Annotated in this window: 12 protein-coding genes and 1 tRNA gene; 4 read left to right on the forward strand and 9 right to left on the reverse strand. The window is 36.6% G+C overall.

The window, feature by feature from the left end:
* Positions 1 to 525: 525 nt before the first annotated feature.
* The 3 genes from BLW20_RS07245 to BLW20_RS07255 form a co-directional block, all read right to left on the reverse strand.
* Positions 526 to 801, reverse strand: a complete 276-nt coding sequence (locus tag BLW20_RS07245; protein WP_002993139.1) for a helix-turn-helix domain-containing protein — start codon at positions 799 to 801, stop codon at positions 526 to 528.
* Positions 802 to 1,020: 219 nt separating this feature from the next.
* On the reverse strand, positions 1,021 to 2,256 hold the full coding sequence (locus BLW20_RS07250) for a site-specific integrase (protein ID WP_037459845.1): 1,236 nt from the start codon (positions 2,254 to 2,256) through the stop codon (positions 1,021 to 1,023).
* A gap of 297 nt (positions 2,257 to 2,553) precedes the next feature.
* Positions 2,554 to 2,628, reverse strand: a tRNA-Pro gene (locus BLW20_RS07255).
* Between the two features lie 187 nt (positions 2,629 to 2,815).
* On the opposite strand from BLW20_RS07255, the gene trxB reads away from it, so the two are divergent.
* Positions 2,816 to 3,757, forward strand: a complete 942-nt coding sequence (gene trxB, locus BLW20_RS07260; protein ID WP_091098266.1) for a thioredoxin-disulfide reductase — start codon at positions 2,816 to 2,818, stop codon at positions 3,755 to 3,757.
* A gap of 32 nt (positions 3,758 to 3,789) precedes the next feature.
* Entirely contained in the window at positions 3,790 to 4,719 is a 930-nt protein-coding gene (locus BLW20_RS07265; RefSeq protein WP_091098270.1) for an ABC transporter ATP-binding protein, read from the forward strand.
* A gap of 61 nt (positions 4,720 to 4,780) precedes the next feature.
* Here BLW20_RS07265 and dgt read toward each other — a convergent pair whose 3' ends face one another.
* From dgt to BLW20_RS07290, 5 genes are all read right to left on the reverse strand, one after another.
* A complete protein-coding gene (gene dgt, locus BLW20_RS07270; protein ID WP_177165051.1) occupies positions 4,781 to 6,112 on the reverse strand; it encodes a dGTP triphosphohydrolase in 1,332 nt (443 codons plus the stop codon).
* Between the two features lie 16 nt (positions 6,113 to 6,128).
* Positions 6,129 to 6,824 carry an AAA family ATPase gene (locus tag BLW20_RS07275; protein WP_091098273.1) on the reverse strand — a complete coding sequence of 232 codons (696 nt, stop codon included), beginning with the start codon at positions 6,822 to 6,824 and terminating at the stop codon, positions 6,129 to 6,131.
* On the reverse strand, positions 6,824 to 8,041 hold the full coding sequence (locus BLW20_RS07280) for a TCR/Tet family MFS transporter (RefSeq protein WP_091098277.1): 1,218 nt from the start codon (positions 8,039 to 8,041) through the stop codon (positions 6,824 to 6,826). The genes BLW20_RS07275 and BLW20_RS07280 overlap by 1 nt, the downstream gene beginning before the upstream one ends.
* A 98-nt stretch (positions 8,042 to 8,139) precedes the next feature.
* Positions 8,140 to 9,363, reverse strand: a complete 1,224-nt coding sequence (odhB, locus tag BLW20_RS07285) for a 2-oxoglutarate dehydrogenase complex dihydrolipoyllysine-residue succinyltransferase (protein WP_091098281.1) — start codon at positions 9,361 to 9,363, stop codon at positions 8,140 to 8,142.
* Between the two features lie 46 nt (positions 9,364 to 9,409).
* On the reverse strand, positions 9,410 to 12,175 hold the full coding sequence (locus BLW20_RS07290) for a 2-oxoglutarate dehydrogenase E1 component (RefSeq protein ID WP_091098284.1): 2,766 nt from the start codon (positions 12,173 to 12,175) through the stop codon (positions 9,410 to 9,412).
* 333 nt (positions 12,176 to 12,508) lie between these two features.
* Here BLW20_RS07290 and BLW20_RS07295 point away from each other — a divergent pair, with 333 nt between their 5' ends.
* Entirely contained in the window at positions 12,509 to 13,057 is a 549-nt protein-coding gene (locus tag BLW20_RS07295) for a hypothetical protein (protein WP_091098287.1), read from the forward strand.
* A gap of 27 nt (positions 13,058 to 13,084) precedes the next feature.
* Here the strand turns inward: BLW20_RS07295 and BLW20_RS07300 are convergent, their stop codons facing one another.
* On the reverse strand, positions 13,085 to 14,056 hold the full coding sequence (locus BLW20_RS07300) for a polyprenyl synthetase family protein (RefSeq protein ID WP_091098291.1): 972 nt from the start codon (positions 14,054 to 14,056) through the stop codon (positions 13,085 to 13,087).
* Positions 14,057 to 14,193: 137 nt separating this feature from the next.
* Between BLW20_RS07300 and BLW20_RS07305 the strand changes: the two genes are divergently transcribed.
* Positions 14,194 to 14,805, forward strand: a complete 612-nt coding sequence (locus BLW20_RS07305; RefSeq protein WP_091098295.1) for a TetR/AcrR family transcriptional regulator — start codon at positions 14,194 to 14,196, stop codon at positions 14,803 to 14,805.
* Position 14,806 lies beyond the last annotated feature (1 nt).

The raw sequence follows: 14,806 nt of genomic DNA on the forward strand, positions 1-14,806 counted from the left end.
AAAGAGCCGGAGTATGCTATGTTTCGTTTCACGAGCATAAAAGGTTCGTGTTTAGCCGACACAAGGTTTTGAAAAATAAATACTACCCAACGGGTGGAGATTTTTTTTTCAAACTTGCTTGACCTTTTGGCGGTGTTAAGAACACGGAAATACCTTTGCTCTTGAAATGGGACAATAGTGCATACAGGCTTCTTTGAATAAAATAAATGTGGAAGCCGAGAAAATTGCACTAGAAAATGGTCTGTTTTGAATTGAAATAATACTTCCAATTCGTCGGATTGATAAATGTTTTCTTAAGGTGTGGTTCTCAAAACCACAGAACAGGGATTTTAAAAATATCTGAAAATGGGAATAGCGGAGAGGTTTTTTTTAAAAATTTCTGTTTCAGAAATAGCCGGAAAGCTCTTTTACTGCGAGGATATTGCTATGGGAGGTAAATGTACTTTGGCTGCAAAAAGTACGGGCAAAAAAAAGCAGGATCGTCAAATCCTGCTTGCTATCATTTATTTTTTAATATTTTAATCCCTAACTCCCATCAACACCATCCATTAGTTTCCGGATATCTTCATACCGATAATACATCAATCCACCGATTTTCGTGAAGGGTAACGTTCCGTTTAGCCGAAGGTTTTGTAGTGTCCCCGCTGAAATCCCCAATAATTCTCGGATCTCGTAACTCTTGAGCCATTCCCGAGGCTCTTTTTCGGCTTTTCTCGGATGTGGTCTATTTCTCCTGATTTCTTCAAGAAGTTCCTTTTTAAAGCTATCTAAGTCTTCTTTAGTGATAAGTTCTACTTTCATTTGCGCTGCTTTTTAATGTTTCTAAATTCTCTCCTCTAGAACAGAATTGATTTGTGGTCTTTTCTGTCTTTACGGATACAAATGAACCTAAAAGTATCTACGAATTGATCAACATGGCAGTCAGTGGTTGCATTTGGCGTCCAAAGGCACACATATAGTATTACATCCATTAAAATTACAACCTTACCTCGTTTCATTTCAATAATGACCTAGAAGTATCTAATCCTGGGAAGCCATTCTAACCTCTAACTTGTGCATATCCTCACTTAGCTTATGTTCCAACACCTTAGCATAAATTTGGGTGGTACGTATAGATGTATGGCCAAGCATTTTACTCACCGATTCAATTGGCACACCATTGCTTAATGTCACCGTTGTAGCAAAAGTATGCCTTGCGAGATGGAACGTTAAATTTTTATTGATGCCGCAAATTTCTGCGATCTCTTTTAAATAACCGTTCATTCGCTGGTTGGATATGACAGGGAAGATCGTTCCATTCGCCTCAGCTACCGGATGCCCTCTGTACTTCTTAAGAAGATCTGAAGCCTCGGGCAGCAAAGGAACTCGAACCGTTGTATCGGTCTTTTGTCTTTTTGTCGTCAACCAATCTTTTCCGTCGATTCCTTTTGAAATATTTTCAGGGGTCAGGTTAAAAATGTCGATGTAAGCAAGACCTGTATAGCAACTAAAAATGAACATGTCCGACACGGATTGCAGACGCTCTATTGAAAAGGATTTATTAAGCAAAACAGTTAGCTCCTCTTTTGACAAATGGCCTCTTTCTACCTTTTCAAACCGAAGTTTGTATTTGGCAAATGGATCCCTAACCAGCCAATCCATCGTAACAGCCAAATTGACCATCTTCCGCAAACGTTCCATATGTTTCATCACCCCATTATTATTTATGGGCTTATGATGATCTTTAGGTTTGTAGTCATTAAGGAAGTTTTCAAAATCCAAAATGAACCGATAGTTCAGTTCATCCAACGGTATGTCTTTTTTTCCATATTTTTGTTTTATAAATTTTTGAATATAGGTTTCGGTGGTATAATAATTTTTCATGGTACCGGGGGCAAGCTTACTTACTGCCACTTGTTTATGGTATTCCACTAGCTTTAGAAGAGTCATTGTTTCCTCTATGTCCTCGCCTAGGTAGACAGATTTAACCGCTTCAATGGTAACGGTTTTATTTTGCTGCACCAACTGGTGATAACAATCGAAAATAAGGGAGCGTACCTGCTCCATGTGGCTGTTCAGCTTTACGATTTCTTGGCGTTTTCCTTTTGCTCTTCCTTTTACTTCGTCCCAATTGTTGATCGATACTTTGCTTTTTAAGGAAATTTCAGTTCTACGGCCGTTTACTGTAATCCTTGCATAAACAGTGGCCATTTCATCTTTCTTGTTCTTGGGCAACCGTAACACGAATTGAATCCCAAAAGTGTTTTTACTCTTCATATCCATTTATTTTATGTTCAACTGATACACTTTAGTGCAGTTCTCTCAATCCAACTATTGGATATGATGCAGTAAAGAAGTCAAACAATAATAAATAGCATCAAAATAAATGTTGTAAATAAATGATTTACAGTTATTTATAAGCTATTCGGTGAGTAAATATAAAACTTAAAAAGACTCACCGTTTAACTCACATTTAGATTGATATTTATTGGGGTTTCCTGATATAATATAAAACAAAAAACCCTCAAATTCATAGAATTTGAGGGTTTTTGACCTTACTTAGTGTAAGTGTTGTCGGGGTGGCAGGATTCGAACCTGCGACCTCCTGGTCCCAAACCAGGCGCGATGACCGGGCTACGCTACACCCCGAATAATCTTTAATTGCGAGTGCAAATGTAATTGTTTTTTTGTTTTGTATCAATTTTTTTGAGCTATTTTTTTTAAAATTACTTCGTAATAGAATCAATTGATTATATTATAGATATTTAAAAGAATACTTTCTTTTATATCCATTCATAAATACATATTTTTGTAAACCTAAATTAGAATAATAAATATGTCAACAATAGAAACAGTGAAGTGCCTAATTATAGGTTCTGGACCGGCGGGTTATACCGCAGCAATTTATGCAGCTCGTGCAAATATGAATCCGGTATTGTATCAGGGAATGCAGCCGGGCGGACAATTAACTACTACAAATGAAGTAGAAAATTTTCCGGGTTATCCGGATGGGGTAACAGGGCCTGAAATGATGCAGCAGTTACAGGCACAGTCTAAGCGTTTTGGAGCAGATATTCGGGATGGTTATGCTACAAAAGTTGATTTATCAGGAGAGATTAAAAAAGTGTGGATTAATGATACAATAGAAATTCATGCGAAAACAGTAATTATTTCAACGGGAGCAACAGCAAAATACTTGGGAATTCCATCAGAACAACATTATTTACAAATGGGTGGCGGTGTTTCAGCTTGTGCTGTATGCGATGGTTTTTTCTATCGTAATCAGGAAGTAATTATTGTAGGGGCAGGTGATTCGGCTTGTGAAGAGGCTCATTACTTATCTCATTTATGTAAAAAAGTAACGATGTTGGTACGTTCGGAAAATTTCCGAGCTTCAAAAATTATGGAAGAACGTGTTAAAAATACTCCGAATATCGAAATTTTGATGAATACCGAAATTGACGAAGTTTTAGGTGATGGACAAATTGTAAGCGGAGTTAGGGTAGTGAATAATAAAACCGGAGAAAAGAAAGAAATTGCTGTAACCGGAGTTTTTGTAGCTATTGGGCATAAGCCTAATACAGATATATTTGCAGGTCAGTTAACCATGGATGAAACCGGTTATTTAATTACTGAAGGCAAAACTTCAAAAACCAATATTCCGGGCGTTTTTGCATGTGGCGATGTGCAGGATAAAGATTACCGCCAGGCAATTACCGCAGCCGGTTCGGGGTGTATTGCCGCTTTAGATGCCGAGCGTTATCTGGCAAGTTTATAATTTAATCAAGCGGCTTAGGTCGCTTTTTATTTATGCTGAAAATAAATCAATTGTCATTTTCTTATGCCACAAAACCTGTTTTAACTGATATAAATTTTCAACTTAAAGCCGGGAACTCGTATGCCTTGATAGGTGCCAGCGGAAGCGGTAAATCTACCTTGTTAAAGTTAATGTATGGATTGCTTGATGCTGATTCCGGAACTGTTTTCTGGAATGATGAACAAATTTTAGGACCTGCTTATCACTTGGTTCCGGGAATGGATTTTATGAAATATCTGGCACAAGATTTTGATTTGATGCCTTTTGTTTCGGTTGAAGAAAATGTGGGTAGGTTTTTGTCGAATTTTTATCTTAAAGAAAAAAGAGAACGAATCAACGAATTATTAACTTTGGTTGGAATGAACGAATTTTCTAAAATCAAAGCTAAGTTTTTAAGTGGCGGACAAATGCAGCGAACCGCTTTGGCAAAAGTTTTAGCATTAGAACCCAAAGTTTTACTACTTGATGAACCTTTTTCGCATATTGATTATCATCAAAAGACTAAATTGGCACAGCATGTTTTTGCGTATTGTAAAGAAAAAGGAATAACCGTTCTTTATACATCGCATACACCCGAGGAAATTTTGATGTTTTCTGATGAAGTGATTGTTATGAAAAACGGTAGTATCATTGAAAAAAAGACACCACAGAATATTTACGAAAACCCTAAAAACGAATACATTGCCCGTTTAACAGGAGAAGTGAATGTAATTCCCGCAAATTATATGAAAAATGAAAATGATCTTTTACTTCGTCCAGATCAATTAAAGGTTGTTGATAATGGTTATGAAGCCGAAGTTTTACAGGTGTATTATATTGGAAAAAATTATCTTTTAAAAATACGTTTTAAGGATCTTATTCTGTTTATTGAATCAAATAAAAAGCATTCAGGTAAAATAAAATTTGAGATGATTAAATCATAAATGTTGCAATAAATAAAACCTGCATGATTACTGAAAAATTATGCAGGCTTTGATTTGTAATTTATCTCCCCACAATAGAATGATACAACGCCAATGCTTTACCGTCTGTTAATAATGAAATAAAACGACAAATATTTAATAAGCGTAAATACAAACTTTCATTTTCGGTTTGGTATTGTTCCGGTAAAAGTTTCAAAATCAATTCATCATAATGTGTTGCTTTACCGTTGAATTTATTATTAGCGGCGGCAATAAACTTTTCTAACAGTGTGTGCAAAACTTTATAGCCTACCACTTCTTTTTCAACCACTTCTTTACTTTCGTACACATTAGAAATGCTGATGGTAATAATATCTTTCATTTGTGCCACATAAGCACATTTATCGGTTAATGCAAACGGAAAATTCCCTTTCATGATTTCTTCTTCGTTTTCCATAAACACACGCACCACATCATTAATTAAACTGCCAATTGCCAATGCGCGCAAATAACTTACTCGCTCAGATTTGGTTTGAAGCTGGGCATATTTTACTGAATTGATGTTGTTTTTTACAATTTTAATAAGGAATTCCAAAGCGTGTTCTTCCGGGATCCAGCCTAAATTAATACCGTCTTCAAAATCAATGATGGTATAGCAAATATCATCTGCAGCTTCAACCAGATAGGTTAACGGATGGCGCAAATACCGCAATCGTTCACCTTCTCTTTTTATCAATCCCAAGGTGTTTGCCACATCTACAAAACCGGATTTATCTGCCTGAAAAAAACCGTATTTTTTGTCGGAAATATCGTTGGTTGGCTTTTTAGGCAGACTTTCTTTCGGGTATTTCATAAACGCCCCCAAAGTTGCATACGAAATTCGTAAACCGCCTTCAGCACCCGGACGCGAATCGGTCAATATGTGAAAACCGTTGGCATTTCCTTCAAAATCAATCAAATCCTGCCATTGTGCCGGTTCTAAATCCAATCGGAATTTTTCGCCCGCACCGTGCTTAAAAAAATCGCCTATGGCTTTTTCGCCCGAATGTCCAAACGGAGGGTTTCCAATATCGTGACACAAACAAGCTGCCGCTACAATGGCTCCGAAATCATTAATGGTATAACCTAAATCTGTTAATTCGGGATATTTTCCAATAATCTGTGCACCAGCCAATCGACCGATAGATCGACCTACAACCGAAACTTCTAAACTGTGCGTTAAGCGCGTGTGAACAAAATCGGTTTTTGAAAGCGGAATCACCTGTGTTTTGTCTTGCAGACTGCGAAACGCATTAGAAAAAATAATACGGTCGTAATCTACTTCAAATCCCACGCGCGAAGGGTTTTCGTCTTTACGCTCACGAATGTGGTTATCACCAAATTTTTTTAAAGACAACAACTGTTGCCAATTCATTATATTGTTTGCCATTTTAAGACAATTGTTCGTTTATAATATTTTGTTTTACCTGTTTGTAGAAAAAATCTTTGGCTTCGGCATACGACACCTGATATTTTCTGTTGTCAGGATGATATTTTTCGGGAATGGGAATTTGTAAGGTATCATAGAAATCATCTAACAAATCATTGGCGGGTTTTTCGTAAGCAATCTGCCATTCAAAACGTCGCTTTAACGCTTCGTCAATCATTTGGATTTGGTTGGTTGCTGCTATTAAAATAGATTTCTGCGGAAAGTAATCCATCAGTTGAATAATGGCGTTAACCACCCGTTTCATTTCTGAATTATCTTTGTTATCATAATCGCGGATTTGTCCCAATGAATCAAATTCATCTAATAACAAAACCATACTTTCGTATTGTGACTCTTTAAATAAAGCATCTAAATTTTTTGCCGTTTCACCTAATTTTGACGAGATAATGGTTGCCAGATTCACAATCATCAGTTTTTTGTTTAAATGATTGGCAATTACTTTAGCGGTCATTGTTTTTCCGGTACCGCTGTCGCCATACAGCAACAATTTGTTCGATACGGGAATTTTGTATTCATCAAACAAATGCTTAAACTGTTGTTCGTGTAAAAAAGTCATTAAATGACTTTTGATTTCGGGCGAAGCGATAAAATCTTCAAACGAAACCTTGCTTCGGTCTATGTAATAAAAATTACTCATTATATAGATTGTGTTTTCTTTAAGCTGTTATATGCAAAAATTAAGGCGGCGAACATTAAAAATGCTGCCAAAATAAAAGGTGCCCCAGGAAATTTAAACGGCGCATCGTCATGTGTAAAGTAATAAAAAATACTTGTCATTACCAAAGGTCCAAAAGTTGCCGTGGCACTGTTTAAACTTGCTAAGGTTCCCTGAATTTGCCCTTGTTCGTTTGACGGTACATGATTTGTAATTTCTGATTGAATTGCCGGACCTGCCAATCCGCCCATGCAATACGGAATTAAAAATACGAAAATCATCCATTCTTGAGTTGCCACTGCAATTAAAAACTGACCGATGGCATTTAGAAAAAATCCTGTTAAAATGCTTTTTCCGTTACCTATTTTAGGGTTGATGTATCGAACCAAACCACCTTGAACAATGGCAACCAATAAACCAACAACGCCCAGAGATATTCCTACCATTCGTTCGTCCCAATGGTATCGGTACATGGTATAAAAACTCCAGTTTCCGTTTACTGCGTGCGATGCAAAATACATAAAAAACATGGCGGTTACCAAACCAATAATATTCGGAAATTTCTTTAAACGGGATAATGCTCCAATGGGATTTGCCGCTTTCCATTCAAATATTCTGCGTTTTTCAGGTTTTAACGATTCCGGCAGCACAAAATATCCATAAATAAAGTTTACAAAACACAGAACTGCGGCGGCATAAAAAGGCACACGTGAACCATATTGCCCCAACAAACCGCCAATTACGGGGCCAATAATAAAGCCAATACCAAAGGCGGCGCCTACTAATCCAAAATTCTTGGCTTTGTTTTGGGGTGTGCTTACATCAGAAATATATGCCATTGCGGTAGAAATACTTGCTCCGGTGATTCCGGCAATGATTCGACCTGCAAACAACCACGGAACATTGGGTGCCATTGCCAAAACCAAATAATCGATTGCAAATGCCATTAAAGAAATCAATAAAACAGGTCTTCTACCGTATTTGTCAGACAGGCTGCCCATTAACGGGGCACACAAAAATTGCGTAAAGGCATAGGCAAATGCCAACCAACCACCTAATTGAGCGGCTTCGCTGATATCAGAATGATTTAATTCTTGTAACAACTTTGGAATGACCGGGATAATAATCCCAATGCCTATAATATCAATCAGCATGGTAATGAAAATAAAACCAATTGCCGCCGATTTTTTTGAACTCATAAGTATTTTTGAATTAGAAAAAACAAAGCTACAAAAAGAAATAAAAAAAGTCTTTCTGTTTAGAAAGACTTTTCGGGATATAAAAAAACAATAAAATATTATAATTCCAAAGCTTTTTTAGGGTCGTTGTTTAGTAACAACTCCATTGGGTTTTCTAAAGCTTCTTTAACAGCTACCAGGAAACCTACTGATTCACGACCATCGATGATTCTGTGATCGTAAGACAACGCGATATACATCATTGGAGCGATAACCACCTGACCGTTTACGGCAACCGGACGTTCGATGATATTGTGCATCCCTAAAATACCTGATTGTGGCGGGTTGATGATTGGTGTTGATAACATAGATCCAAATACACCACCATTAGTAATTGTAAACGTACCACCTGTCATTTCATCAACAGTAATTTGTCCGTCGCGTGCTCTTGTTGCCAAACGTTTGATTTCAGCTTCAACACCGCGGAAAGATAATAATTCTGCATTGCGAACAACCGGAACCATTAATCCTTTTGGACCTGAAACGGCAATAGAAATATCAGCAAAATCAAATTTAATCTGATCCTGACCGTCGATCATTGAATTTACATCAGGAAATAATTCCAAAGCACGAGTTACTGCTTTTGTAAAGAACGACATAAAACCTAATGAAACACCGTGTTTTGCTTTAAACGCGTCTTTGTATTCAGAACGTAATTTGTTTACTTCGGTTAAATTAACTTCGTTAAACGTGGTCAACATTGCTGTTGTGTTTTTGGCTTCTACTAAACGTTCTGCCACTTTTCTGCGTAACATCGACATTTTTTTACGCTCTGTTCCGCGAGGTCCGCCTGTTGGTGTACCCATTGAAGGAACTGCGTTAATAGCGTCTTCTTTAGTCACACGACCGTCTTTTCCGGTTCCCTGAACAGATCCGGCGTCGATATTTTTTTCTTCTAATATTTTTTTAGCTGCCGGTGATGCAGATCCTGTTGCATAAGTTGCAGATTGTGCAGGTGCAACAGCCGGAGTTGCTTTTGGTTCTTCTTTTTTCTCTTCAGCTTTTGGAGCTTCGGCTACAGGTGCGGTACCAGATGGTTTTGCAGCACTTGTGTCGATTAAACAAACTACCTGACCCACAGCCACAGCATCACCTTCTTCTGCTTTCAACGTGATGATACCACTTGCTTCAGCAGGTAATTCTAAAGTTGCTTTGTCAGAATCAACCTCAGCAATCGCTTGGTCTTTCTCTACATAGTCGCCGTCTTTTACTAACCAAGTAGCAATTTCCACTTCTGTGATTGATTCCCCTGGCGAAGGAACTTTCATTTCTAAGATACTCATCAGTATATTAATTTAATATTGTTGTTATTTGAAATACGTTCTAAAATTATAAATTTTTATCGAATACTTTGGCAATTGCGTGTGCATATCTTTCTTTAGATCGAGCAGATGAACCTGCCGCGGGTGCTGCTGCCGGTGCCGGTGCCGCCAAACGGAATTTCACTAAATTAAAATTCATCAGCATATATCCGTAAGCCCCCATGTTTTGTGGTTCTTCTTGTGCCCACACATAATCATCAACGTTAGGATATGAAGCAATTACTTCTTTTAATTGTTCGTTATCTAAAGGGAATAATTGTTCAACACGTACAAAAGCTACATCTTTTCTGCCTAAGTTTTGTTTTTCTGCCTGTAAATCATAATAGAATTTACCTGAAACAAAAACCAATGTTTTTACAGCATTTTTATCTTCTACTTTTGGATCGTCAACAATGGTTTGGAACGAACCGCTGGTTAATTCTTCAATGGTTGAAGTAGCTTCGGGATGACGCAACAATGATTTTGGCGACATGATTACCAAAGGTTTTCTAAAATCGGTAATCACTTGTCGGCGCAACATGTGGAAATGGTTTGCCGGTGTGGTACAGTTGGCTACATACATGTTGTGGTTTGCACACAATTGCAGGTAACGTTCTAAACGAGCCGACGAGTGTTCTGCTCCCTGGTGTTCGTATCCGTGTGGCAACAGTAACACAATTCCGTTTTGGCTTCCCCATTTGTCTTCCGCCGCCGAAATGTACTGGTCGATCATAATTTGAGCACCATTAGAGAAATCTCCAAACTGAGCCTCCCAAATGGTCAGTGCTTTCGGGTTTGCCATGGCGTAACCATACTCAAAACCTAAAACAGCATATTCAGATAAATGCGAGTTGTAAATGCGCATTTGTCCGTTTTGCGATTTGATATTGTTTAAAGGGATGTATTCTTCTTCGGTATCTTCGGTTTTAATCACTGCATGACGGTGCGAGAATGTACCGCGTTGTACATCCTGACCTGAAAAACGTACATCAAAACCTTCGGAAATCAAGGTGCCGTAAGCCAATAATTCTCCCATTGCCCAATCTAAACGATTGGTTTCATAGTACATGGTGTAACGATCCTTGATTAATTTTGAAATTTTATTGATGAATTTTTTATCTTCAGGCAACGATGTTAATGAAGGTGCGATATCATCTAATAATTCACGGGATACTTTAGTATCGTAAGTTTGCAACATACGCTCAGCATTTGCAATGTGATAACCTTCCCATTCTTTTTGCATAAAAGGAATTACGGTCGCTTTTTCAGTTGCTTTTGCGGCTGTTAAATTATCCTCTAAAACTGCTTTGTATTTATCTTCTAAAGCACCTACGTATGCATCATCAATTACTTTGTTTTCAAGCAGGCGTGCATTGTAAATGTTGCGTGCGTTTTGATGTTTTGAAATTAGTTTGTATAAAATAGGTTGAGTAAAACGTGGTTCGTCACCTTCGTTATGCCCGTATTTACGGTATCCAACTAAATTAACAAATACGTCTTCTTTAAATTCCATTCTGTAAGCCAAAGCGAATAACATAGCTTTTACAGCAGCTTCGGTATCATCGGCATTTACATGAACCACAGGTGCAGCAACCACTTTAGCAACATCGGTACAGTAAATACCCGAACGGGCATCTCTGTAACTTGTTGTAAAACCAACTTGATTGTTTAATACCAAATGAACGGTTCCTGCTGTTTGGTAAGCACGTAATTTGCTCATCTGAACAATTTCGTACACAATACCCTGACCGGCAACCGCAGCATCACCGTGTAATGCAACAGGTAATACTTTTGAAAAATCGGTTGGGTATAATTTATCTTGTTTTGAACGCACCACACCTTCGATTACCGCACCAACGGTTTCTAAATGTGATGGATTCGGAGCTAAATTTAAATTGATTTTTTTGCCTGAAGCGGTTGTTTTTTCAGAAGTGTATCCCAAGTGATATTTCACATCTCCGTCAAACGTATCAGCTACATCGGCATAATCTTTTCCATCAAATTCTGTAAAGATATTCTGTGCAGGTTTCTGCATGATGTTCGCAAGGATATTTAAACGTCCACGGTGTGCCATTCCAATAACCACATCTTCTACACCAGAAGTTGCCGCAGCATCAATCATGGCGTCTAATGCGGGTATTGTAGCTTCTAATCCTTCTAAAGAAAAACGTTTTTGCCCCACATATTTGGTATGGAAGAAATTTTCAAAAGCTGCTGCTTCTACTAATTTTTCCAGAATATGCTTTTGTTGATCCGTTGACAAATCATTTGATTTTGATTCAAAATATTTTGCAATCCACTGAACTTTGTCTTCGTTTGGAATGTACGTATATTCAATACCAATTGTTGTACAATAAGTATTTACTAAATGATCAATAATTTGCTGTAAAGTACTTTTAGGTAAGTTAATGCTTAAAGCAGCATCAAAAGTAACGTTTAAATCTGCTTGGGAAAGACCATATTTTTCAATAGACAGTTCAGAGTTTGTACCTGTTGTTTCTATTAAAGGGTTTGTTCTGGTTGCTAAGTGCCCATGCGTTCTGTAAGCGTCGATCAGCCTTAAAACCGCAAATTCTTTTTTAACTGTTTCTGCTAACTTTGCCGTTTCAGCAGATCCTTCGTAAGCATTTGATAATTGTTCTACCGGACTGCCATTGTATTCATTTGCAAAATCGAACCCCTGAAAAAAACTTCTCCAACTTGGTTCAACACTATCAGGGCTGGTTAAATACTGATCGTATAAATCTGCAAAAAATGAGGTATGCGCAGCGTTTAAAAAGGAAAACCTATCCATAATATTTGTCTGATGACTCTTTTTTTTCGTTAAAAAATTTTCACAAAAATACAACAGTTTCAATTAATAATATAATATTTTATACAGTTTTATAGTTTTAATTTTTGTTTAAGACAGATTTTTATATCACTTTGATTTTAATTTAAATACTTTTTTTAACAATATTATTTTTAAACAGCTTTTTTTTATCACTTTTATTATTTTATTGCGATTTTACCGATTATTTTTTTGTTATTGACAATTGTCTGTTTTTACAGAGAAAAATACATTTTTTGTTTGTTAAGAAACATTTAACTGATTAATTAATATATTAGCAAAAATTAGATTTTTAACATGAAAAGAATTATTTGTGCGATGACTGTTTGCCTGGTGACTACTTTGAGTGTATCGGCACAGCAAAACGATGATTTTTACCAGCCAAGAACAACTACTTTTTGGAGCGATGTACAGTTTGGCGGTGCGTTGGGTTTGGGTTTTGGTAGCGGTTATACAAACATTGCTGTTGCACCAAGTGCTATTAAACCCATAACCGAGCAATTTTCTGCAGGTGTGGGATTACAATTTAATTATCTGAAATCGAAAGGTTTTTATGAAAGTGCATCGTACGGGGCAAGTGCTATTGCACTATACAACCCGATAGATTTTTTTCAATTATCGGCAGAGTTAGAACAACTGCGGGTAAATAATACGGTTGAAGGATATTATTTAAATCAATATTATTACCCGGAAAGTAAAGAAAACTTCTGGAACACGGCGTTGTTTTTAGGTGCAGGATATACATCGGGCAATGCTACCATTGGGATACGTTATAATGTGCTGTACCAAAAAGATAATTTTGTGTACTCACAAGCATGGATGCCTTTTATACGGGTTTATTTTTAAACAAAAAACGAGCAATTGCTCGTTTTTTTATACTGTTCTACTCATTAATGAAACAGCGAATTCTTTCAGCTCTTCTTTAAAATGATAAGCAATTTCTAAGGTTTCTAATTGCTGTAAAGCTTTTTGTGTATATTCTTCAATTAAAAGCTGCATATCGCCTGTGGCATTGGTTTTTATGAATAACTGTTTTACCGAATCGATCTTTTCCTGGGAGTTTTCCTTTGTAGCGTACCATTTAACAAGCTCTTTTTTGTCCTCTTCAGAAGCGTTTTCCAGAGTTTTTAAATACAGATACGTTTTTTTGTTCTCTAAAATATCTCCGCCAATTTGCTTACCAAAAGTGGCTGTTTCGCCAAAAGCATCTAAATAATCGTCTTGTAATTGAAAGGCAATTCCCAAATGACGTCCAAAATTATAAATAGCCTCTTTATTTGATGGTGTTGTTTTAGCAACAATGGCGCCCATTTCTAAAGCAGCACCCACCAAAACAGCCGTTTTATAATCAATCATTTTGATGTATTCCGGAATGCTGACATTGTTGCGGGTTTCAAAATTGATATCTAATTGTTGTCCTTCACAAACTTCTAAAGCTGTTTTACTGAAAAGCTTTGCCAGATCTTTAAAAATAGCAGGCTCATAATTTTCAAAATATTGATAGGCAAGAATCAGCATGGCATCGCCGGATAAAATACCCGTATTCAGATTCCATTTTTCATGAACGGTTTTTTCACCTCTTCGCAAAGGAGCATCATCCATAATATCATCGTGAATCAATGAAAAATTATGAAACAATTCAATAGCAACCGCTGCGTGAATAGCTTCATTTGGTGCAGCGCCAAAAACTTCCGCAGCAAAAAGCGTAAGTAACGGGCGTAAACGTTTACCACCTAAATTAGCAATATATCCTATAGGTTCGTACAGTTCCTTTGGATTTTTGTTGAAATTAATCTGATTTATATAATCGGCAACAGCGTTTTTGTAATCAATGAAATTATTCATATAAGGGTATAAACTTCTTTAATGTGTACAAATGTAAGCTAATTAATTATTTAAATAAAATTTTAAAAAAAACTTTGGAAACTTTTTTGGTATTTAAAGTTTCCTGTTTACCTTTGCCCCAAAATTTATTCATTAGAATGAAAGAAACAATTTTAAATAAATCTTTAGGACTTTTTATAAAACATGGGTTTAAGTCGGTGACGATGGACGATATCGCTAATGAATTGGGTATTTCAAAAAAAACGATTTACCAGCATTTTTCTTCAAAAAGCGAATTGGTCAAAGCAACGGTTGATTATGTTTTTGAGTCGGCAACTGCCAAAATGAAAAGTATTGCGGGCAACTGCGAAACGCCTATTCACGAACATTTTGAAATGAAAAATTGCTTAGGCGATCTATTTGGTCAAAATATACAGGCAAGTACCATTTACCAATTTAATAAGTATTATCCAAGGCTGTCAGAGCGTATTCAACAAAAAAAGCATGAAAATTACGATTTTACAATTCTCCGAAATCTACGCGATGGTGTTGAGCAAGGTTACTACCGCAAAGAAATTGATATTGATTTTGTAGGAAAAATATTTTTTGCAAGTACCACGGCTTTTTTTAATGATGAAATGTTTATTAATCTGCAAAGTACACAATCTATAGACGAACTGAATTATAAATTATTAGAATACCATTTAAGGGGAATTGTTACTCCGAAAGGATTACAAATTTTAGAACAATTATTACAAAAAAATAAATAGC

Origin of the sequence: Paenimyroides marinum, assembly GCF_900108395.1 — a bacterium.
Classification (GTDB): domain Bacteria; phylum Bacteroidota; class Bacteroidia; order Flavobacteriales; family Flavobacteriaceae; genus Flavobacterium; species Flavobacterium marinum.

Coding starts and splice junctions, on each gene's coding strand:
- BLW20_RS07305 (WP_091098295.1), top strand. CDS start 14,194: ATGAAAGAAACAATTTTAAATAAATCTTTAGGACTTTTTATAAAACAT.
- BLW20_RS07275 (WP_091098273.1), bottom strand. CDS start 6,824: ATGAGTAATTTTTATTACATAGACCGAAGCAAGGTTTCGTTTGAAGAT.
- BLW20_RS07250 (WP_037459845.1), bottom strand. CDS start 2,256: ATGAAGAGTAAAAACACTTTTGGGATTCAATTCGTGTTACGGTTGCCC.
- BLW20_RS07245 (WP_002993139.1), bottom strand. CDS start 801: ATGAAAGTAGAACTTATCACTAAAGAAGACTTAGATAGCTTTAAAAAG.
- odhB (WP_091098281.1), bottom strand. CDS start 9,363: ATGAGTATCTTAGAAATGAAAGTTCCTTCGCCAGGGGAATCAATCACA.
- BLW20_RS07295 (WP_091098287.1), top strand. CDS start 12,509: ATGAAAAGAATTATTTGTGCGATGACTGTTTGCCTGGTGACTACTTTG.
- dgt (WP_177165051.1), bottom strand. CDS start 6,112: ATGAATTGGCAACAGTTGTTGTCTTTAAAAAAATTTGGTGATAACCAC.
- trxB (WP_091098266.1), top strand. CDS start 2,816: ATGTCAACAATAGAAACAGTGAAGTGCCTAATTATAGGTTCTGGACCG.
- BLW20_RS07300 (WP_091098291.1), bottom strand. CDS start 14,056: ATGAATAATTTCATTGATTACAAAAACGCTGTTGCCGATTATATAAAT.
- BLW20_RS07290 (WP_091098284.1), bottom strand. CDS start 12,175: ATGGATAGGTTTTCCTTTTTAAACGCTGCGCATACCTCATTTTTTGCA.
- BLW20_RS07280 (WP_091098277.1), bottom strand. CDS start 8,041: ATGAGTTCAAAAAAATCGGCGGCAATTGGTTTTATTTTCATTACCATG.
- BLW20_RS07265 (WP_091098270.1), top strand. CDS start 3,790: ATGCTGAAAATAAATCAATTGTCATTTTCTTATGCCACAAAACCTGTT.